The sequence below is a fragment of the Corallococcus macrosporus genome (genome assembly GCF_017302985.1).
GTDB classification, from domain to species: Bacteria; Myxococcota; Myxococcia; order Myxococcales; family Myxococcaceae; genus Corallococcus; species Corallococcus macrosporus_A.
Genome location: NZ_JAFIMU010000007.1, coordinates 3,331,841 through 3,352,816, shown reverse-complemented (window position 1 = coordinate 3,352,816; position 20,976 = coordinate 3,331,841). Strand labels below are relative to the sequence as shown.

The window sequence follows — 20,976 nt, the reverse complement described above, 5'->3', positions numbered from 1 at the left end:
CTCCTTCCTGCGGCGGACACAGGCCGTTCCCTTCCGCCCTCCGCCCCTGCGATGCACGCGCGAAGACGGCGGGAGTGCGTCACAATTGGGAAATAGCCTGCCCCGCCCGGGGTTGGCTCGCGACCGACGAGCGGACAAGCCAGCGTGAACCTCGAGACACCGCAGAGCCCAGGCCCCGAGCTGCCGCCCCCGCCACCTCCTCCGGCCCCGCCGCCCCAGGCCCGGCGCGAAGCGCGCTCGCACGGCGTGGCGGAGCTGCTCGCCCAGGTGCGCGCCCGCCAGCGCCGCCAGCTCTGGGCCCAGGGCGCCCTGCTGGGCACCGTCACGGCCCTCGTGCTCCTGTTCGCCACGGGCCTGTTGGGCCGCGTGGCGCCGGGGTTCGCGCAGGGGCTGCTGTGGCTCGCCGTACCGGCGGGCGCGGCGGTGGCGGCCTTCTTCGGCGTCGTGCTCGCGCGCCGGCAGGTGGGCGACGACCTGCTCACCGCCCGGCTCGTGGGCCAGCGCCGCCCGGAGCTGTCGCTGGACGTGCTCGCCGCGGTGGAGCTGTCGCGCGAGCGCCGGGAGGAGGCCGGCTGGTCTCCGCAGCTCGCGGACGCGTTCCTGCGGCAGATGGACGAGCGGGCCCGCACGGTGGACGCCGGGCTCGTGGTGGACCGCCAGCCGCTGCGCCGCGTGGCCATGGCGTGCGGCGCCGCGGTGCTGCTGCTCGCGGTGGCGCTGTTCTTCGTGGGCGGCCGGTGGGCCGCGGGCTGGAAGCACCTGCGGGAGCAGGCCGCGCGCCCGGAGACCGCCGCGCAGGTCGAGCCCATCACCGGTGACATCGAGCTGACGTACCGCTACCCCGCGTACACCGGCCTGGCGCCGCGCACCGTGCCGGGCACCAACGGCGAGGTCAGCGCGCCCGCCGGCACCGAGGTCGCGCTGAAGACGCGCTCGGACCGCCCCATCGAGCGCGCGGAGGTCGTCGTCAACGACCAGACGCTGCCCCTCACCGTCACCGGCGGCCGCGAGCTCACCGGCAGCTTCGTCGCCCAGAAGGGCGGCCACTACCACTTCGTCTTCTACGGCGCGCGCGCGAAGCCGCTCGCGGTGGGCCCGGACATCCCCCTCACCGTGGAGGCGGACAAGTCCCCCCAGGTGACGTTGCTCACGCCGTCCACGGAGATTGAGGTCGACCCCGGCCAGACGGTGACGCTCAAGTACGAGGCCACCGACGACTACGGCCTGTCCGGCCTGGCTCTGGTGTTCCGCATGCCCGGCGCGAAGCAGGAGACGCGCGTGAACCTGCCGCGCGAGGACAGCCGCCGCAGCCGGGGCACCTTCAACTGGGACCTGGGCCCGCTCAAGCCCGCCCCCGGCGACCGCATCACCTACTACGTGGAGGCGAAGGACAACGACGCGGTGGAGGGCCCCAAGAAGGGCGTCAGCCGCACGCAGACCCTGCGCGTCTACAGCGCCGCCGAGCACCGCCGCGCCGCCCTGGAGAAGGCGGAAGTCCTCTGGGGCCGGCTCGTGGACCACCTGGCGGACCGCCTGGAGGGCCCCGACCGCGCGAAGCAGAAGGACGCGCAGGCGGTGGAGTCCGCGAAGTCCGTGGACACCAACGGCCAGCAGCTCGCGGACGACTTCCGCGCCCAGGGCTCCGAGCTGTCGCGCGAGAAGGACGTCCCCAAGGAGATCATCTCCGCGCTCCTGAACATCGGCGGGGAGCTCAAGCGCAGCGTGGGCACCACCTCCGACTTCCGCCGCCTGTACCTGCGCACCCAGCGAGCGCGCGGCGAGGACTGGGGCACCGGCACCCGGCTCACCGCCGTGGTGGAGGACGAAATCGAGGGCCTGGAGCGCGACATCCTCTACCTGGAGTCGCTGCTGGACCGGCAGAAGCTGGAGGCGCTCCAGGAGCTGACGAAGCAGCTGGCCAACGAGCGCCGCGACCTGTCCCGCCTCATCGAGCAGTTCAAGGCCAACCCGGACGAGGCCGCGCGCGAACAGGTGATGCAACAGATCCAGCAGCTCAAGTCGCGCATCCAGGAGCTGATGCAGCGCATGGCGGAGCTGCGCAAGGGCATCCGCGACGAGCACCTCAACGCCGAGGCGCTGTCGGAAATGATGGAGCAGGAGGACATGCAGGGCGCCATGGATGAAGTCGAGCGCCTGATGCAGGAGGGCAAGGCGGACGAAGCCCTGGCGAAGCTCCAGGAGCTGGGCATGCAGATGGACGAGATGCTCGACTCCATGGACAAGTCCCAGGAGGACTTCGGCGCGGAGCAGTACCCGGAGCTGGCGGAGAAGTTCGGCAAGTTCATGGACGACCTGCAGGGCACCATGGACGAGCAGCAGAAGGTCGCCGAGCAGACGCGCGCCCTGCGCGACCAGGCCCGCAGCCAGAACCGCGACCGGCTCAAGGAGAAGGGCCAGGCCCTCAAGGACGAGCTCGCGCGCAAGGTGCAGCAGGTGCAGGAGCACTACCAGAAGCTGGACCCGGGTCGCCTCAACAGCCGCGCGGCCCGCCCGCTGGAGGAGGCCCAGTCCGAGCTGCGCAACGTGGAGAACGCGCTCAAGGTGGACGACTTCGACCTGGCCGCGGAGTCCGCCGCCCGCGCCGAGGACGCCGCGCGCCAGCTGTCCAGCATGGGCGAGCAGCAGCGCCAGCTGGACGAGATGTTCGGCAACCCGCCGGAGGTGCGTCAGCAGTCCGCGAAGCTCGCGGAGCAGCTCAAGAAGGACGCGCGCGACGTGTCGGACGTGAGCCAGCAGTTGCAGAACCTCTTCCCGCCGCCGGGCTCGCAGCTGTCGCAGCAGGAGAAGCAGCAGCTCCAGCAGTTGGGCCAGCGCCAGCAGCAACTGGAGCAGCGCGCGCAGGGCCTGCGCCAGCAGATGGAGGACATGGAGCAGACGGCGCCGCTCTTCGGCGAAGAGGCCGGCCAGCAGATGGATGAGATTGGCCAGCGCATGGGCGAGGCGTCCCAGCGCATGCAGGGCAAGGACCCCGGCCGCGGCTACGGCGAACAGCAGGCCGCCATGGAAGGCCTCAAGCGCTTCCAGCAGCAAATGCAGCAGAGCCAGAAGGGCCGCAAGGGCGGCCGCGGGCTGCCCATGCCCATGGGCTCCGGCCGCCAGCAGGAGGGCAACGGCCGCAACCCGCAGGACAAGGTGGAGCTGCCGGACGAGGACGCGTTCCAGGCGCCTCGCGAGTTCCGCAAGGACCTGCTGGACGCCATGAAGCAGGGCGCGCCGGAGAAGTACCGCGAGCAGGTGAAGCGCTACTACGAGGAGCTGGTGAAGTGAGCCGCCGCACGCACGCGTCCATCCCCTGCCTGGGCCTCCTGTGCGCCCTTCTCCTCGCCGTCCCCACGGCCTTCGCGCAGCCGCCAGACGCGGCCCTCAAGGAGGACGTGAAGCAGCGGCTGGGCAAGGTGGAGCAGTCCCTGGATGACTGGGACGTGGGGAGCGCCCGCCGCGAGCTGGCCGAGGTGGAGAAGCGCGTGCCGTCCGAGCTGGAGCCCCTGAAGTACTTCCAGGGGCGCGTGGCCTTCGAGGAGGGCCAGTACGAGGACGCGGTGACGCTGCTGGAAGCGGCCAACATCGAGGACAAGCCGGGCAGCTACCTGCGGCTCGCGAAGGACACGCGCGCCATCGTCAAGGACCACCAGCGCGCGGAGTCCGAGCACTTCATCTTCTACTACCCGAAGGGCAAGGAAGAGGTGCTGGTGCCCTACGCGCTGGAGACGCTGGAGTCCATCCACCGCGCGCTCGCGGAGGACCTGGGCTGGACGCCTCCGGGCAAGGTGCGCGTGGAGGTGGTGAACAACGCGCGCGAGCTGTCCCGCGTCAGCACCCTGACGGAGAAGCAGATCCGCACCACGGGCACCATCGCCATCTGCAAGTTCAACAAGCTGATGGTGACGAGCCCCAAGGCCGTGGCGCAGGGCTACGACTGGCAGGACACGCTGGCGCACGAGTACGTGCACCTGGTGGTCAGCCAGCTGTCCCACAACACCGTGCCCATCTGGCTGCACGAGGGCCTGGCCAAGTTCCTGGAGTCGCGCTGGCGCGGCAAGGGTGGCCTGGCCATGACGCCCTCCACGCAGGCGCTGCTGGGCAAGCGCGTGAAGGAGGACAAGCTCATCCCCTTCGAGAAGATGCACCCCTCCATCGCCATGCTGCCCACGGCGGAGGACGCGGCCACCGCGTTCGCGGAGGTGTTCTACGCCATCGACTACATCCACGGCACCAAGGGCACCGCGGGCCTGCGCACGCTGCTCCAGGAGCTGAAGGCGGGCCAGCTGGACAAGAAGGCGGTGGAGGCGGCGACGGGCATGCCCTTCCCCCTCTTCGAGAAGACGTGGCTGTCCTACGTGAAGAAGCAGCCCTTCCCCCAGGAGCTGGTGCCGCGCGACGACCGCGTGGTGCTCAAGGAGGACGCCAAGGGCGCGCAGAAGGACGGCGACAAGAAGAAGGGGCGTGAGATCTCCTTCGGCGGTTTCTCCGAGGTGACGGAGGTCCCCGCGCGCAAGTTCGCGCACCTGGGCGAGGTCTTGCGCGAGCGCAACCGCGTGAAGGCCGCCGCGGAGGAGTACGCGCGGGCGCACAAGCTGGTGGGCGACAAGTACGAGTCCGTCTCCAACAAGTTCGCGCTCGCGCTGCTGGAGCTGCGCCGGCTGGACGAGGCGGAGTCCGTGCTGCGCGGCTCGCTGCGCATGCACCCGGGCTCGCCCTCCACCAACGTGCACCTGGGCCGCATCCTGCTGTTCCGCAAGGACTACCCGAAGGCGAAGACGGCGTACCTGGAGGCGCTGGCCTCGGACCCGTTCGACCCTGAAATCCACGTGGCCCTCACGCGCATCCACGGCGCGCTGGGGGAGACGGCGCTCGCGTCGCGCACGCGCGTGGCCGCCGCCAACCTCACGGGCCTCAAGCCCGACGACGTGGACCGCGCCGCCCAGGCCTTCCTGCGCGCGGAGGACGAGCTGTCGGAGACGAAGAACGTCCCCGCCGGCACACCCGACGCGCCGAAGGCCGCACCGAAATCTTCCCCGGCCCCCAAGCCCGCGAAGTAGCCACCCTCCCCGGCTGCCAGCCAGCCGGGGCAATGCCTTCGTTGCCTTCCCGCCCTCCCGGGATGCCTAGCTTTTCGGGCACAGGAGGACGGATGGCGTTCCCAGACAGCCGTGTGGTGCTGAACGTCCGCGCCCGGTCCCGGGGCCAGTGGTGCTGTCCACTGGCGCACCCGACCGCTGGCGCAACGTGAGTTGGCACACGTCTGCCTTCCTACGCCCTGGGTCCGCCGTGGCGCCCTGCCCCAAGGTGCGCCGCGCGGATCCGGCTACCCCCGGTCCACCGACTTTGTCCCGCCTCACTTCCGAGGCCTTGAAAAGGAGCAGCACCCAATGAAGCGCACCCTGCACGGAGTCACCCTCGCCGCGGTCCTCTTCACCGGCGGTGTCTCGCTGGCCCAGAGCGCCACGCCCGCCGCGAAGCCCGCCGCCAAGGGCATGGCCGACTTCAAGGGCTTCATGGCCCCCACGGACCCGAAGGCCTTCCTGGAGCGCCTGCACTACATCAACCAGTCGGAGATCAAGCAGGCCGAGCTGGCGCAGAAGACCTCCGAGAACCCGGACGTGAAGAGCTACGCGAAGATGATGATTGATTCGCACACGGCCGCGGACAAGCAGGTCATGGACTTCGCGAAGACGCAGAAGATGACCCTGGCGGACATGCCCAAGCCCGCCAACGACATGGAGAAGAAGGCCATGGCCGCCGACAAGGCGCACATGGAGAAGCTCCAGACCCTCAAGGGCATGCCGTTCGACTCGTGTTACATGGCCAATCAGGTCGGCGCCCATGACGACGCCATTGGCAAGGTGATGGCCGCGAAGCAGGGCATGACCTCCGCTCCCGCGGAGATGACCACCATGCTGACGCAGCTCAGCCAGGAGCTGCCCAAGCACCGCGACATGGCCTACCAGACGCTGGGCAAGCTGCCCCAGACCATGGGCGTGGGCGGCTCCGGCATGCAGGGCGGCTCCATGGACCACGGCTCCATGAACCACGGCTCCCCGGGCTCCATGGGCGGCTCGATGGGCGGCTCCACGGGCACCACGGGCGGCTCCATGGGCGGCTCGACGGGCACCACGGGCGGTGCGACGAAGACGAAGTAATCCAGCTTCGCTGAAGCACCTGACGCCTCCTGGGAAGAGCATTCCCGGGAGGCGTCTTCGCGTGCATGATGCCGCGCCATGTCACGACTGATTGCCCTGGCCTCCTGTGTCTCCGTGCTGCTGCTGACCGGCTGTTCCAACGACGCGGACGCCATCTGCGACTACCGCAAGGAGTGCTTCGACTCCGACCTGGACACCGGCAAGTGCGCCGAGAAGATTGGCGCCTGGGAGGACGAGAAGGAGAGCGAGCAGGACGACCGCCGCGAGCGCACCGCGGAGTGCTCGGAGTGCATCGCCGACCGCACCTGCTCGGAGGTCGTCGCCAGCTGCATCGACGACTGCTTCGGCATCCCCTGAGGCGGCCTGCGCACGCCCCAGGGAAGGCCTCGCGGGGCGCGCGCTACTTGCGCGTCCAGCGGTCCAGCCAGCCCAGCACCTCATCGTGCCACTGGATGCTGTTCTGGGGCTTGAGCACCCAGTGGTTCTCATCCGGGAAGTAGAGGAAGCGTGACGGGATGCCCCGGCGCTGGAGCGCGGTGAAGGTGGCGATGCCCTGCGTGTCCACCACGCGGTAGTCCTTGCCGCCGTGGATGACGAGCATGGGCGTCTTCCACCTGGCCACGTGGTTCACCGGGTTGAACTTCTCGTACGTCTCCGGCTTCTCCCACGGCAGCGCCTTGTGCTCCCACTCGGGGAACCACAGCTCCTCGGTGTCGTAGTAGGCGGCGCGCTCGTCGAAGATGCCGTCGTGGTTCACGAGGCACTGGAAGCCGTCCGCCCAGTTGCCGGCGATCCAGTTGATCATGTACCCGCCGTAGCTGCCGCCCAGCGCGCACCGCTTCGTCTTGTGGATGAAGGGGTACTTCTGGAGCGCGGCGTCCACGCCCTTCTTCAGGTCCTCCAGCGGCTTGCCGCCCCAGTCTCCGGCGATGGAGTCCGTGAAGGCCTGGCCGTAGCCGGTGGAGCCGTGGAAGTCGATCATCACCGTGACGTAGCCGCGGCCCGCGTACACCTGCGGGTTCCACCGGTAATGGAAGTGGTTGCCGAAGCTGCCCTGCGGCCCGCCGTGGATGAGGAAGGCCATCGGGTACTGGCGCTTCGGGTCGAAGTCCACCGGCTTCACCAGGTAGCCGTGCACCGTCTCGTTGTTCCAGCCCGGGAAGTTGAACTGCTCGAAGGCGCCGAACTTCAGGCCCGCGAGCGCCTCCTGGTTCACCTGGGTGAGCTGCCGCGCGCCGGTGCCGTCCGCCTTCATCGCGTACAGGTCCGACGGCGAGTCCAGGTCATCCATGGCGTAGACGACCTGGCCGTCCGCCGCGGGCTGGGCGCCGTCCGCGTTGCCCGCTTGCGTGAGGCGGCGCGGCTTGCCGGAGGCCACGTCCAGCGCGAACACGGCGTTCTGCCCCACGTCGTTGGCCGTCGTGTAGAGCGTGGCGCCGTCGTTGCTCCACGCGAGCGAGCCGGCGGAGCGGTCCCAGTCCTGCGTCAGCACGCGCTCCTGGCCGCCCGGCCACGTGCGCAGGATGACGCGGAAGCGGTCGGACTCGTAGCCGGGGCGGGACATGGCCACGTACGCGAGCGTCTTGCCGTCCGGGCTGAACGTGGGGCTCGTGTCCGTGGCGCGGTTCTTCTCCGTGAGCTTGCGCGGCTTCGCCTTGCCGTCGATGGGCGCGTGGAAGAGGTCCAGGTCGGTGGACCAGGACTCGGTGCGGCCTGCGTCGCGCGCGGCGAAGACGAGGCCCTTGCCGTCCGGCGTGAAGGTGAACTCCTCCGCGCCGCCAAAGGGCTTGCTGGGCGCGTCCGCGTCCATGCCCTTCATCACGTCCACGGGCGTGCCGCCGGCCACGGGGACGACGAACAGGTGGGAGCGCGTGCCGTCCCGCCACGTGTCCCAGTGGCGCGCGAAGAGCTGATCATACGCCTGGCCGGTGGTCTTCTTCTTCTCCGCCTCCGCGGCGCGCTGCGTGTTGCACGCGAGGTCCGCGCAGTCCGGGCGCACGTCCAGCGCCACCGCGAGCTGCTTGCCGTCGCGCGACAGCGCGAAGCTGTTCACGTCCTGCGGCAGCTTGGTGACGGGCAGCGGCTCACCGCCGTCCAGGGGCAGGCGCCACACCTGCGAGGAGCCTCCGCGCGACGACAGGAAGAAGAGGCTCTTGCCGTCCGGGGCCCAGACGGGGTCGCTGTCGCTGTCCGGGTGGGAGGTGAGCTGGCGCGGCGCGGAGCCGTCCAGGTTGGCGAGCCACAGGTCGGTGCGGCCGCGGTTCTTCTCCAGGTCGGTGGAGCGCAGGACGTAGGCGACCTGGCGGCCGTCGGGCGACACGCGGGGGCCGCTGAGCCGGCGCAGCGTGACCAGGTCCTGTTGGTTGAACGGATGGGGCGCGGGCGCCGGGTTGGCGCCGAGCGCCAGGGCCGCGAGGAGCGACAGGGGCACGGGGAGGTTCCTCCGGAAGGATGGAACCCGGACCGTGCCCTTGGGAGGGCGGGCTGTCCACCGCTGGATGCGGGCCGGGTGGAAGGGGTGGAAGGCTCCGACGCGCGGTGCTAGAGATTCAGCCCATGAGCGCACCCATCGTCGTCCACATCTGGTCCGACTTCGTTTGACCCTGGTGTTACGTCGGCCTCGGTGAGGTCGAGAAGCTGAAGAAGGAATACGACGTCCAGGTGGAGTGGCACCCCTACTTCCTGCGCCCGGAGACGCCTCCGGAAGGGCTGCCGTTGCCCGAGTACGTGCGCCAGGGGATGAAGGACCCCAACAACCCGCTGAAGCTCCGCGCCGCGAAGGCCGGGCTGAAGATGGTGCACCGGGACATCATCCCGTCCACGCGCCGTGCGCACGAGGCGGCGGAGTACGCGCGCGCGCAAGGCCGGCTGGAGCCCTTCCAGGCCGCCATCCTGCGGCGCTACTGGACCGAGGGTGAGGACCTCTGGCAGTGGGACACGCTGCGCGGTGCGGGCGCGGAGGCCGGGTTGGATCCGGACGAACTCCAGCGCGCGGTGGAGGAAGGCCGCTACCGGCATCTGGTGGAGGAGTCCGTGCGCGAGGCCCAGGAGATGGGCATCCGCGCGGTGCCCACGTTCATCCTGGGTGACAAGCTGGCCATCCAGGGCGCGCACGAGTACCCGTCGTTCCAGAAGGCCATGCAGCAGCTGGGCGCGAAGCCGAAGCAGCAGGGCTGAGCGCTACAGGCCCTTCACCAGGATGAGCAGCCGCGCGAAGGTCTCCGGACCTTCGCCGGCCAGCCCCCGGGCGAAGTCCAGGAACGTGGGGGCCTGCTCCACGTGCTTGGCGACGACCTGGAACGCCTCCACGGCGGCGGCGTCCAGCGTGGACACGGGCGTGCCGGGAGCCTCCAGCAGCGCCACCACGGCCGGGTGCCCGAGCAGGACCCAGCGCACCACGGACGCGCGCAGCACGAGCAGGAACACGGCGTTCAGGAGGCTCGGGGCTTCCGTGAACGGGTGGCGCAGGACGTGGTTGAGCGCGTGGTGCAGGAAATACTGGTGCACGCGCTCGCCGTGCAGGGACTCCAGGGCGGCGCGCCGGGTGGCGTGGAGTCGCCACGCTTCGTCCGGGTTCGCGTTCGAGCCGCCGTAGGACGCGTGAACGTCGCGCACGAGTGAGAGGAAGCGCGGGCTGCTCACGGCGGCCTCGCGCGAGCGGAGCACCGCGCCGCAGATGCCGGCCCACGGTCCGCCGGGCAGCTCCAGCGCGTCGAGTTGCGCATGCAAGGACGCGAGCGTGTCCACGGATTCGTACTCGCGAAGGATGCGCACGAGCCGCGACCCAGCCGTTTCCACGCGGCTTTCGTTCGCATCCAGCGCGAAGTCCGCCAAGGGCTCGCGCGTTGCGAACGCGGAAGCATCCACGGCTTCACTCGCGTTGGCATGCCGTGATGCCTCGCTCGCAGCCAGCGCGGGGCCCGCCATGGGTTCGCGCGCCGCGGTCGCGGACGCTTCCTCGGTTTCGCTCGCGCTGGCATGGCTTGCCGCCAGTGCGAACGCCGTCGTCCCCGGGAAGTAGAAGTCGCCCAGGCCCAGCGCCATGCGGCCCAGCGCATACAGCCTCGCGGCGAACGGGACCTCGCGCCGGTTCAGGAGCCGCAGCATCGCTTCGCGCACGGTGTCCGCGTGGGCCGTCCAGGCATCGTCGCCCGCCGCCACCTGCCGCGCGACCTGCGGACGCAGGGCCTGCTCCTCGGGTACGGGCTCGCGCACCAGCGCGTCCTCCGCCAGCAGGCACAGGCGCGCTGTCTCCGGGCACGCGAGCGAACCCGCCATCTCCACCTGCGTGCCCCAGCGCGTGAGCACCCGTGGAAAAACGGAGCAGCCGTCCGGCAACACCGCTTCGCCGTAGCGGCGCTGAAGCGAGCACAGCTTCGCTTCATCCAGGAAGGCGCAGTGTCCGTCCGCGCGCTTGCCCAGGATGCCCGCCTGCTGGCCCGTGGCGCCTTCCGGGTTCGGGGTGATGAGCGCCGCGACTCGCGCTTCGTCCGGGCTGCCCGCGACCTTCTCTCGCAGCAGGCTCCAGCGCGACTCGCTGATGGGCACCGTGAGCCCCGCGCAGCAGGTGTCCTCGCACGCTTCCGCGATGCAGCGGAAGCGCGCCATGTAGCGGGGGGCGGAGGCGGTCATGGGCGGCAGTCTACTTGCGGCCCAGCGCCTTCTTCACGAACCCCCAGAAGCGGCCCGCGCGGTCCTTCAGGTCCGCGCCCCGGCGCTCCTCGGCGGCGCTCACCGCCTCCTTGCTCACCTGGAGCTGCCGCTGGAGCTCCTCCGGCGAGTAGCGCGTGGCGAGCGTCGCCTTCACTTCCTTGCGCGTCGAGTACTCGCGCGCCTCCACGTGCAGCACGCATTCGGAGTCGAGCTTCAGCGTCACGGCCACGCGCACGGAGCCCTTGGGGCCGCGGGGCAGCCCCTCCATGCGCACCGTGCCCAGGTACTCGTTGGCGGAGATGTGGTTGTCCTCGCCCTGGAAGATGGACAACTCCATCCGCTCTTCGTTGTCCTGCGACGTGCTGATGGCGAACGAGCGTTGCGTGGGCAGCGGGCTGTTGCGCTCGACGACGCGCTTGAAGGCGCCGCCGGGCATGGCCACGCCAATGGTCATCGGCAGCACGTCGATGAGCACCACGCTGCTCACCTTGTCCACCGAACCCGAGTACAGCGCCGCGCCCAGCGCGACGGCCTCGTCCGCGTTGACGCTCGCCTGCGCGTTCTTGCCGAAGAGGCCCTTCAACTTCTCGCGCACCAGCGGCATGCGGCTCATGCCGCCCACGAGGATGATGTCGTCCACCTCGGAGGCCTTCAGCTTGGCGTCCAGGAGCACGTCGCGCACCACGTCGATGGTGCGGTTGAGCAGCGGGTCGCAGATCTTCTCCAGGTCCTGGCGCGACATCGTCACGCGCAGGTCCCGGGGACGGCCCGCGTTGTCCATCATCAGCATGGGGATGTGGACCTCGAAGGTGCTGCGCTCGGACAGCCCCATCTTCGCGCGCTCGGCGGCGTCGGCCACGCGTGAGAGGGCGATGCCGTCGCCGTTGAACGCGATGCCCTCCTTCTCCTGGAAGCGCTCCAGGAGGAAGTCGACGATGAGGTTGTCGAAGTCGATACCGCCCAGGAAGATGTCGCCGCCGGTGCCCAGCACCTCGAAGACGTTCTTCTCGATGCGCAGGATGGTCGCGTCGAAGGTGCCGCCGCCCAGGTCGTAGACGAGCACCTTCTTGTTGAGCTCGCGGTTGAGGCCGTACGCGAGCGCCGCGGACGTGGGCTCGTTGAGGATGCGCTCCACCTTGAGGCCGGCCATCGCGCCTGCCTTGCGGACCGCTTCACGCTGCGGTTCGGAGTAGTAGGCCGGCACCGTCACCACGGCGCGCTCCACCTTCTGGTTGAGGTGGGTTTCGGCCATCTCCTTGCACTCGCGCAGGATGATGCCCTGCACCTCTTCCAGCGACAGCACGTCGTTGCCCAGGCGCACGGCGGCGCGGCCGGCGGCGTCGGGGGTGATTTCGTAGTGGAAGCGCTCGCGGACCTGCTTCACCACGGCGCTGTCGTAGGGACGGCCGACGAGGCGCTTCGCGCCGTAGATGGTGTGCGTGGGCCGCAGCACCAGTTGGTTCTTCGCGCGGTGGCTGACGAGCAGCTTGCTCTGCGCGCTCAGCGAGATGACGGACGGGATGGTGTTGTAGCCCTCGCGCGAGCGCAGCACGACGGGGCGGCCGTTGGACAGCAGCGCCACGCAGGAGTTGGTGGTGCCCAGGTCGATGCCGATGACGGGGCCCGTGCCCGCCAGCGTCTGCGGCGGCGTGAGGTAGATGGGGCGCACCTGGCCGTTGGCGTCCAGGGCCGGAGGTGGCGCGGGCGCCGCGGGGGCCGCGGCGGGCGCGAGCATCGCGGGGGCGCTCGGAGCAACGGGGGCCGGAGGGGCCTGGCGCACGGAGGGAGGCAGCACGCTCGGCGGGGGCGCGGGAGGAGGTGGCGCCATGGGCCGCGCGGCGGGACGTCCCGGTGATGACGTGGACTCGCGCGCCAGCTCCAGCGGCCCGTCGTCGTCCACGGACAGGTCCAGGTCGAACTCGGCGCTGCCGCCGGACGGGCGCTGCGGCGCGGGAGGCTGCTGCGGGACGGCGCGGCCCCAGGAGGACGCGGGCTCCTGGGACAGGTCGGGAGCACGGCCCGTGGCGGAACCGGGCTCGCGGCCCAGGCCCGGCGCGGCGGGGCGATTGGCGAAGGAGCCGGGCTCCAGCGGCAGCTCACCGGGAGCCCGCGCGGTGGGACGTCCAGCCACGGAGCCCGGCTCACGGCCCAGGCCCGGCGCGGCGGCACGGCCACCCGACGAGAGAGACTCGAGTCCCAATCCAGGCACGGCCCGGCCCGCGACGGATCCAGGCTCACGACCCAGGCCCGGTGCGCCACGACCGGCTGCGGACCCGGGCTCCAGGCCCAAGCCCGGTGCGCCACGACCGGCTGCGGATCCGGGCTCCAGGCCCAAGCCAGGCACGGAGCGACCCGCTGCGGACCCAGGCTCACGACCCAGGCCCGGCGCACCACGACCGGCTGCTGACCCGGGCTCCAAGCCCAATCCAGGCGCACCACGACCGGCTGCGGACCCGGGCTCCAGGCCCAAGCCAGGCGCGGCCCGGCCCGCGACGGATCCAGGCTCACGGCCCAACCCAGGCGCACGGCCAGCGGCGGATCCGGGCTCACGGCCCAACCCAGGCGCACGACCGGCCGCGGATCCGGGCTCACGGCCCAGGCCCGGCGCGGCGGCACGGCCTGGAGACGACGCAGGCTCACGGCCCAGCGGCCGGTGCCGGCCCGGTGAGGATGCGGGCTCTCTCGCCAGCTCCAGCGGTGCCTCGTCGTCCAGGGACGACAGGTCCAGGTCGAACTCGGTGCTGCCACCGGAGGCCTGCGCGGGCGCTGCCGGCGGCGCGGCGGGCGGAGGCGGAGCGGCGCGCTGCACGGACGGCGGTGCCACCGGCGCGGCTCTCGGCGGCGGCGCGGAGTCCAAGACGTCCGAGAAATCCAGCTCGAACCCACTCGCATCACCCGCGCCCGAAGCCGCGCTGTCCTCCACCGAGATGCCCACCTCGATGGGCGCCTCTTCGAGCGGCTCGCCCATCGCGATGGGCGCGTCCATGGCCGGAGCCTCGAACTCGAAGTCGAACCCGGGCAGCGGCTCGTCGCCTCCCGACAACACGCCCGGCACGGTGGGCGGAGGCGTCCCCGCGATGAGCTCATCCAGCGGGATGTCCACGTCGTTCGCGGAGTCCGCCAGCGCCAGGCCCACGTCCTCTTCCGGAGCCCCCAGCGAGAACGGCTCATCCGCTCCGCCCAGCGACAGCGGCTCATCCGCGGGAGCCGGGCTGGACGGCGCATCCAGGTCGTTGAACAGCGAATCGGGCGCGGGGCTGGACGGCGCATCCAGGTCATCGAACAGCGAGTCGAGCGCGGCGCCCCCCGGGGCCTGCGGCGCGGGACGCGTGGGCGCGGGCGGCGCGGGACGCGTGGGCGCAGGCGGCGCGGCAGGACGCACGGGTGCCACGGCGGCGGGACGCGGCGGCGCGGCCACGGGCGGACGCACCGGTGCGATTCCCGGCGCGGCCAACGGCGCGATGCCTGGAGCCACGACCGGCGCGATTCCCGGAGCGACCGCCGGCGCGATGGACGGCAGCGGCGCGGCGGCCGGCGCGGCACCCGCGCCCGGCTTGCGCTGAAGCATCAGGTCCACGAGCGCGCGGCTCGCGATGTCCAGGTCCTCGAACGCCAGCCCCATGCCCGGAGGCCCCGCGGGGTCGTTCACATCGCGCACCCAGCGCACGGTCGCGGTGCCCTGGAGCACGCGCACGCCATTGGCGATCTGCACCTCGAAGCGTACGGGCGTGCCCACCGGCTGCGGCGTGCGCGAGCGGATGAACATGCCCCCGGGACTGATGTTGGTGGCGAACTCCTCGGTGAAGCTCCCCACAGTCTCATGCTTGAGCTTCACCAACAGACCGACCGACTTGCGGTCCGAGGTACGCCGACCTTGATCCATGGTTTGGCACTGTCGCGTCCGGGGGCCATTCCCTCAAGAGGGTTCTGGCCCCCTGCCCGGCCGTCCGGTATCCCCTCAAGGCCCAGGTGCGCCTGCGTCTTACCTGTATGTCCCCGCTATCCTGGGACTTCGTTGCCCCTCCAGGAAGCAGTCCGGGTCTTCCGGACAGGAGTTCCCGATGAACGCGGTTCCCCATTTCGCCCCGGTTCCCCTGCATGCGCGGTGGCTGGTGGACCGCCGGCACGACCTGCTCTCCACGGTCGGGGGGCTGGGCGCGAGCCTGGCGCTGATGGCGCTGCACGTGCTGGGCGGCGTGAGCGGGCCGCCGCTGTGGTGGGCGTGGGTGCTGCTCCTGGACGGGCCGCACCTGTTCGCGACGGTGTCGCGCACGTACCTGGACGCGCGCGAGCGGAAGGCGCGGGCTCGGCTGCTCTGGGGCAGCCTGGGCTGGTTCGTGGCGGGGCCGGCGGTGTTCGCGGTGTCGGTGCTGGCCGGGCAGCGCTGGCCGTTCGCGGTGTTCGTGACGCTGGCGGCGCTCTGGGCGTACTGGCACGTGGTGCGGCAGCACTACGGCATCATGGTCCTCTACCAGCGCAAGGCCGGGGAGAAGGACGCGTGGGACCGGCGGCTGGACAGCGTGACGCTGTACGTGGGGTTGCTCGCGCCGTTCGTGGCGTTCGCGCTGACGCATCCGGGGGCCCGCCGCCGGCTGGGGCTGATGGCGGAGCCGACCTGGGAGGTCGGGGTGGCGCACGCGTGCTTCGGACTGGTGCTCGCGGTGGTGGGCGTGCTCGCGGCGCGGCAGGTGTGGCGGTGGCGCCGGGGGCTGGGGGTGAACGGGCCGAAGCTGCTGATGCTCGGCGCGGCGCTGGGGCTGACGTCGCTGGTGTTCTGGCCGTCGGTGTCGCGCCGGATGGACTTCCTGATGTTCACCGTGGCGGTGACGGCGTTCCACAACGTGCAGTACCACGGCATCGTCTGGTTCTTTCACCGCAACCGCTACCACGCGGACGGCGTGGACCGCGCCGCGTTCGGCTGGGCGCCGAAGGTGAGCCAGCGCTTCATCGTCTACGCGCTCTGCGGGCTCGCGTTCACGCTGGCGTACCGGACGCTGGGCTGCGGCATGGGCGTGCACCCGGGCTGTGGCGCGTTCGATGCGAAGCTGGCGCTGGGCGGCAGCGGGCTCACGCTGCGCGACCTGATGGAAGGCTTCATCTGGGGCTTCGCGCTGCACCACTACTTCCTGGACCAGTACATCTGGCGCGTGCGCAAGGACGCGGGCCTGAACCAGGACCTGAAGCTGAACACGGCGACGGCGGCTTGACACCTGGGCCAACGGGCCTGTGTCGGACCTGTGGCTATTATCCGCGGACCATGGCCAGCAAACATCGACGGCGGCCCCCTCCTCGTCCCGCGACCGCGCGTCGCGCCGCCGCATCACCGCCCACGTGGCCCCTGCCCATGCAGCGTGTCCCGCTCAGTGAGGCGCGCAGCCATCTCAGCGCCCTCGTGCAGCAGGCAGCCACCCAGCGGCATGTCACTGCCATCACGGTGCACGACGAACTGAAAGCGTTCCTCATCGCGCCCTCACGGCTGGAGGCCCTTCTGGAAGCGGAGCGGAAGGCACGCCCCTCCCGGAAGCGGAAGTCGAAGCTTCGGGGCTCCCTGCGCATCGTCGGCGACCTGGAAGCCCTTGAGGAGAGTCCCAGTCAGCGACTTCAGCGCTCGGCCCTGACCTCCGCGGAGGTGCTGGAGCTTGAGTGAAGGCTACGTGCTGGAGACGTGGCTGCTCGCCCAGGGTGGGAAGCTGCGTTTCCCCACGACGCTGGACGCCTGGTGGGCGGACATCGAGTGTCCGGAGCTGGTCCACGAGCCCATGAGCGAAGCGGATGTCCGGGAAGCGGCCCGACTCGACTGGGAGCATCGGGACCACTTCGACCGGCTCATCGTGGCGGCGGCCCGCAGGCTCGGACTGCCGCTGCTCACCCGCGACCGCGCAATCACCGACTGGGCGCAGGACACCGGAGGCATCGAGGTCGCGTGGTAGCGCGGCCTGATCACCTCCGGGCCTTGCGCGCCATGGCCTTCTCGTACGCGGCCTGAAGCTCACCGAACACCGAGCGCGCCGGGCGCGGTGCGTCCAGGTGCAGGTGGCGCAGCTCTTCCATGAAGGCGTCCCAGAGGGGCGGACCGCCCTTCTCCAGCAACTCCGCGCGCACCGACAGCTCCTCGCTCGGCTGCGTGTGCCGGCGGCCCCAGGCCGCCATGTGCGCGAGCAGCGGCACCAACTGGATGGACGCCTCCGTGAGGCTGTAGATGCCCTTCTGCCGGTGGTTCGGATCCGGACGCCGCGACAGCAGCTCGGACGCCGTCAGCCGCTTCAGCCGGTCCGCGAGGATGTTGGAGGCAATGCCCTCCTCGCTCTGCTCCAGCAGCTCGCCATAGGTGCGCCGGTTCCCGAACATGACGTCGCGGATGACGATGAGGCTCCAGCGGTCGCCGAGCTGTTCGAGCGTCAGGTTGATGGGACAGCCGGAACGTCCCGTCTGTGGCATGGCCGTCCTCCCGGGGTTGATACTTGCAATATGCAAGTAGCGCGGATACGGTTCAACCGCTTGCAATTCACAAGTGGTTGAGAGGTCTCACCATGGCGCTCGCGGTCTACGGTCACCCCTTCTCCTCGTACACGCAGAAGGTGCTCATCGCGTTGTATGAGAACGGCACGCCCTTCGAGTTCCGGAACATCGGGCCGGACACGCCGGAGCACACGGCCGAGTGGCTGCGCCGCTGGCCGCTGCGCAAGTTCCCCCTGCTGGTGGATGGCGAGCGCCAGGTCGTTGAGACCAGCATCATCATCGAGTACCTGCAGCTCGCGCACCCCGGGCCGGTGCGCCTGCTGCCCGCGGATCCGATGGCCGCGCTGGACGTGCGCTTCCTCGACCGATTCTTCGACCTGCACGTCATGAGCATGGTCCAGCACGCCGTGAATGGCGCGCTGACGGGGGACGCCACGAAGCGCAAGGAAGGCCTGGCCACGGCCGTGGAGAACCTGGAGCGCGCCTATGCCTGGGTCGAGGGACAGCTCGCCGGCAGGACCTGGGCCACGGGCGCGGACTTCACGCTGGCGGACTGTGCGGCGGCGCCCTCCCTCTTCTACGCGGACTGGACCCACCGCATCCCCGAGTCCTGTCCCCAGCTGCGCGCCTACCGCGCACGTTTGCTGGCCCGCCCGTCCGTCGCCCGCGCGGTGGACGGAGGCCGCCCGTTCCGCCCCCTCTTCCCCCTGGGCGCGCCGGACCGGGACTGAAGGGCTCACGCCGCCAGTTCCGCCGGCGCACGGAGCGCGCGGGCGAGCGCCTCGTTCAGCTCGCGCTTGAAGCAGGTGGTCATCCAGGCGTTCGGGATGGCGTCGAAGCCGTGGATGGCCCCGGGGTAGACATGGAGCTCCACCGGCACTCCCGAACGGGAGAGGCGGCGGGCGTAGTCCATGGACTCGTCGAAGAAGACGTCGAGCGAACCCACGGCGATGAAGGCGGGCGGCAGGTGCGAGACGTCCTGCCCGAGCGAGGCCGAGAAGTGCCCGGCACGGGCGTCGGTCGGGAGGTAGTCCCCGCGCAGGGACTCCCAGCCGAAGCGGGTGTGCGCACGCGTCCATGAGAACTCGCCCGTCGTCGGGTTGGGGTCCGCTTCCTGGGCCGTCCCCGTGCGGGCGTCGAGCATGGGGTAGATGAGGATCTGCGCCGCGGGCCGGGGCCCGTTGTCATCACGGGTGAGCTGCGCCAGCGAAGCGGCCAGCCCGCCACCCGCGCTCTGCCCCATGAGGACGATGCGCGACGGGTCGATGCCGAGTGAAGCGGCGTTCGCGTGGACCCAGCGCAGCGCCGCGTACGCATCGTCGATGGGACCCGGGAACGGCACCTCCGGCGCGAGGCGGTAGTCGACCGAGACGACGACGGCGTCGTGCGCGAGGGCGAGCTCCGCGTCGAAGCCCTCACCCATGGAGGCGCTGCCCATCACCATGCCGCCACCGTGGAGGAACAGCACCGCGGGCCGTGCCGTGGCCTGGCCCGGCGGCGTCTGGATGACGAGCCGCACGTCGGGCGCTCCGTTCCGCCCGGGGATGCGCACCTCGCTGCGGAGCGCGGTGGTGCGGGGGGCGATGGACGAAATCATCTGGTCCATGAACGCGCGGGCGTCCGTGAGGTTCTCTCGCGAGAGCCCCGGGAGGAACGCGTGGGCGGTGAGGGGAAGGAGGGACGGGTCGACAAGATGACGGGTGGACATGGGTGACTCCTGGGATGCGGCGGTATGTGGGATTGCGTTGAACGGCGGGGGCTTCAGGGCGCGGCGCGGATGACGACCTTGCCGATGACGCCGCCTCGCTCGGCCCGCTCGAACGCGTCGCGAGCGTCGGACAGCTCGAACACCTCCACCGGCGGAGGGACGAGCTCCCGGGCCTGGAGCTTCCCCGCGAGTTCCGCGAGGTCCCGGCCGGACGGATGGGTGACGAGCAGCAACTGCTTCTGGCGACGGAAGGGGCCGAGCACCTTGGAGGCGATGAGCGACGCGGGCGACGGCTCGAACCCCACGTGCCGGCCGCGCGGCGTCAGGAGACCTCGCGCCTCCGCGAAGGACAGCTTCGTGCTCAGGTCGAAGATGACGTCGAAACGCTCGCCGAGCATCGATAGCGGCCGGGCGCGGTAGTCGTGGACCTCCTGGGCACCGAATTGCCGTGCCACGGCCAGACCCGCGGCGGAGGTGACGGCGGTGACGTGCGCGCCACGCGCCCGGGCGAGCTGGATCAACATGAGCCCCACGCCGCCCGTCGCGCCGTTGACGAGCACGCGCTCACCGGGGGCGACGCGCGCGACATCCCGTAGGGCCTGGAGCGCCGCGAGCCCCACCATCGATACCGCCGCGGCCCCGACGTCATCGAGCCCTGCCGGAATCCGGGCAACGGACTTCGCCGCGACCGTGATGAGTCCGGCGAGCGTTCCCTCCCGCATGCTTCCGGGGAAGCCGAACACGCGGTCCCCGACGGAGAAACCCTCGACGCCCGCCCCCACCTCCTCGACGACCCCGGCGAAGTCCGAGCCGGGCGACCTCGGGAAGTGGGCACCGCTGAGCAGCCGCAGCTCGCCCCGCCGGATCTTCCCGTCGATGGGATTCACCGAGACGGCTCGGACGCGGATGAGCAGGTGGTGGGCGCGGACGCGGGGCGCCTGCGCCTGGGTGTGCTGGAGGACGGCAGGGCTTCCGAAGTGGCTGTAGGTGAGTGCGTTCATGCCCCTCAAGGTACGGGGCGGCACTCATTCGCGGAACTTGATGGTGGGAAGGGCTATTGTTCATGTCGTGAATCTCTCCGCCTTCGACCTGAACCACGTGCGCGCGCTCCATCACCTCCTGGAGGAGGCTCACGTCACGCGCGCGGCGAAGAAGCTTGGAATCACGCCCGCGGCGGCGAGCAACGCGCTGCACCGGCTGCGCGTCGACTTCGATGACCCGCTCCTGGTCCGCAACGGAAGGACGCTCGTGCGAACCCAGCGGGCCGAGTCGCTTCGCGCGCCCGCCAGGGAGGTGATGCTGGCGGCCGGGCGGCTGTTCGACCAGGGGCGCCCCTTCGACCCGGCGACCACGACCTGGGACATCCACGTGACGACGTCGGACCGCGTCGCGGAGCTGCTCCTGCCGACGCTCGACCGGCTCCTCCTGGCGCGCGCTCCCGGAGCCCTGCTCTCGCTACGAACCCAGACGTCGGACCTGGGGGCGTTCCTGCGGGAGCACGGCGGAATCGCCATCGTCCCGGACGTCGCGAAGGAGCGGGACCTGCGCTCGCAGCGCCTGTTCGTCGACGAGTTCGTCTGCGTCATGCGCGGGGAGCATCCGCTCGCCACCGGGCGCATGTCGCTGAAGCGGTTCACCGAGTGGGAGCACGTCCTCGTCGCCCCGCTCGCGCAGTCGCGACGTGGCGGCATCGACGTGCTCCTGGAGAAGGAGGGGTTCCCGCGTCGCGTGACGCGCGTGGTGACCACGTTCTCCCTGGCACTGCCGCTCATTCAGGGCTCGGACCGGCTCGCCGTCCTTCCGCGCAGCTTCGCCGCCCTGCACGCGAAGGCACTCGGACTGGAGCTTCGGCCGCTGCCGGTGTCGATGCCTCCGCTCGAGATGCTCCTCGTCTGGCACCTGGGGAACGAGGCCGACCCGAAGCACGCCTGGGTCCGAGCGCTCGTGCAGGACGCGGCACGCGCCGTAGGCCTAGCGGCCGCATAGCCAGAGGGG

15 protein-coding genes and 1 pseudogene are annotated in these 20,976 nt (G+C 70.8%); 10 read left to right on the top strand and 6 right to left on the bottom strand.

Annotated elements, in window-relative coordinates; all coding sequences use genetic code 11:
• Nucleotides 1-144: 144 nt before the first annotated feature.
• The 4 genes from JYK02_RS26405 (at nt 145) to JYK02_RS26390 (ending at nt 6,518) form a co-directional block, all read left to right on the top strand.
• Entirely contained in the window at nt 145-3,288 is a 3,144-nt protein-coding gene (locus tag JYK02_RS26405; RefSeq protein ID WP_207054983.1) for a DUF4175 family protein, read from the top strand.
• Nucleotides 3,285-5,060 carry a peptidase MA family metallohydrolase gene (locus JYK02_RS26400; protein WP_207054981.1) on the top strand — a complete coding sequence of 592 codons (1,776 nt, stop codon included), beginning with the start codon at nt 3,285-3,287 and terminating at the stop codon, nt 5,058-5,060. Before JYK02_RS26405 ends, JYK02_RS26400 begins: the two co-directional genes overlap by 4 nt.
• A gap of 330 nt (nt 5,061-5,390) precedes the next feature.
• Nucleotides 5,391-6,161: a DUF4142 domain-containing protein gene (locus JYK02_RS26395; protein ID WP_207054979.1), complete on the top strand. Its 771-nt coding sequence runs from the start codon at nt 5,391-5,393 to the stop codon at nt 6,159-6,161.
• 78 nt (nt 6,162-6,239) lie between these two features.
• Nucleotides 6,240-6,518: a hypothetical protein gene (locus JYK02_RS26390; protein ID WP_207054977.1), complete on the top strand. Its 279-nt coding sequence runs from the start codon at nt 6,240-6,242 to the stop codon at nt 6,516-6,518.
• 43 nt (nt 6,519-6,561) lie between these two features.
• Here JYK02_RS26390 and JYK02_RS26385 read toward each other — a convergent pair whose 3' ends face one another.
• A complete protein-coding gene (locus tag JYK02_RS26385) occupies nt 6,562-8,592 on the bottom strand; it encodes a prolyl oligopeptidase family serine peptidase (RefSeq protein WP_207054975.1) in 2,031 nt (676 codons plus the stop codon).
• A gap of 182 nt (nt 8,593-8,774) precedes the next feature.
• On the opposite strand from JYK02_RS26385, the pseudogene JYK02_RS26380 reads away from it, so the two are divergent.
• A pseudogene (locus JYK02_RS26380) lies at nt 8,775-9,338 on the top strand (DsbA family oxidoreductase); the annotation flags it as partial.
• 3 nt (nt 9,339-9,341) lie between these two features.
• On the opposite strand, the gene fliB reads toward JYK02_RS26380, so the two are convergent.
• Complete coding sequence (gene fliB, locus JYK02_RS26375) at nt 9,342-10,793, bottom strand: flagellin lysine-N-methylase (RefSeq protein WP_207054971.1); 1,452 nt, start codon at nt 10,791-10,793, stop codon at nt 9,342-9,344.
• A 10-nt stretch (nt 10,794-10,803) separates the two neighbouring features.
• A complete protein-coding gene (locus JYK02_RS26370) occupies nt 10,804-14,697 on the bottom strand; it encodes a TIGR02266 family protein (protein ID WP_207054970.1) in 3,894 nt (1,297 codons plus the stop codon).
• 178 nt (nt 14,698-14,875) lie between these two features.
• Between JYK02_RS26370 and JYK02_RS26365 the strand changes: the two genes are divergently transcribed.
• From JYK02_RS26365 to JYK02_RS26355, 3 genes are all read left to right on the top strand, one after another.
• Nucleotides 14,876-16,021: a hypothetical protein gene (locus JYK02_RS26365; protein ID WP_207054969.1), complete on the top strand. Its 1,146-nt coding sequence runs from the start codon at nt 14,876-14,878 to the stop codon at nt 16,019-16,021.
• A gap of 137 nt (nt 16,022-16,158) precedes the next feature.
• Complete coding sequence (locus JYK02_RS26360; protein ID WP_207054968.1) at nt 16,159-16,461, top strand: type II toxin-antitoxin system Phd/YefM family antitoxin; 303 nt, start codon at nt 16,159-16,161, stop codon at nt 16,459-16,461.
• Complete coding sequence (locus tag JYK02_RS26355; protein ID WP_207054967.1) at nt 16,454-16,744, top strand: type II toxin-antitoxin system VapC family toxin; 291 nt, start codon at nt 16,454-16,456, stop codon at nt 16,742-16,744. The genes JYK02_RS26360 and JYK02_RS26355 overlap by 8 nt, the downstream gene beginning before the upstream one ends.
• 10 nt (nt 16,745-16,754) lie before the next feature.
• Here JYK02_RS26355 and JYK02_RS26350 read toward each other — a convergent pair whose 3' ends face one another.
• A complete protein-coding gene (locus JYK02_RS26350) occupies nt 16,755-17,252 on the bottom strand; it encodes a winged helix-turn-helix transcriptional regulator (protein WP_207054966.1) in 498 nt (165 codons plus the stop codon).
• A gap of 92 nt (nt 17,253-17,344) precedes the next feature.
• On the opposite strand from JYK02_RS26350, the gene JYK02_RS26345 reads away from it, so the two are divergent.
• Nucleotides 17,345-18,004, top strand: a complete 660-nt coding sequence (locus JYK02_RS26345) for a glutathione S-transferase family protein (RefSeq protein ID WP_207054965.1) — start codon at nt 17,345-17,347, stop codon at nt 18,002-18,004.
• 5 nt (nt 18,005-18,009) lie between these two features.
• On the opposite strand, the gene JYK02_RS26340 is transcribed toward JYK02_RS26345, so the two are convergent.
• Together JYK02_RS26340 and JYK02_RS26335 are read right to left on the bottom strand one after the other, a co-directional pair.
• Nucleotides 18,010-18,981 carry an alpha/beta hydrolase gene (locus JYK02_RS26340; RefSeq protein WP_207054962.1) on the bottom strand — a complete coding sequence of 324 codons (972 nt, stop codon included), beginning with the start codon at nt 18,979-18,981 and terminating at the stop codon, nt 18,010-18,012.
• Between the two features lie 53 nt (nt 18,982-19,034).
• Nucleotides 19,035-19,982 (bottom strand): NAD(P)-dependent alcohol dehydrogenase, encoded by a 948-nt coding sequence (locus tag JYK02_RS26335; RefSeq protein WP_207054961.1) that lies wholly within the window; start codon nt 19,980-19,982, stop codon nt 19,035-19,037.
• 67 nt (nt 19,983-20,049) lie between these two features.
• On the opposite strand from JYK02_RS26335, the gene JYK02_RS26330 reads away from it, so the two are divergent.
• Nucleotides 20,050-20,967 carry a LysR substrate-binding domain-containing protein gene (locus JYK02_RS26330; protein ID WP_207054959.1) on the top strand — a complete coding sequence of 306 codons (918 nt, stop codon included), beginning with the start codon at nt 20,050-20,052 and terminating at the stop codon, nt 20,965-20,967.
• Nucleotides 20,968-20,976: the final 9 nt, after the last annotated feature.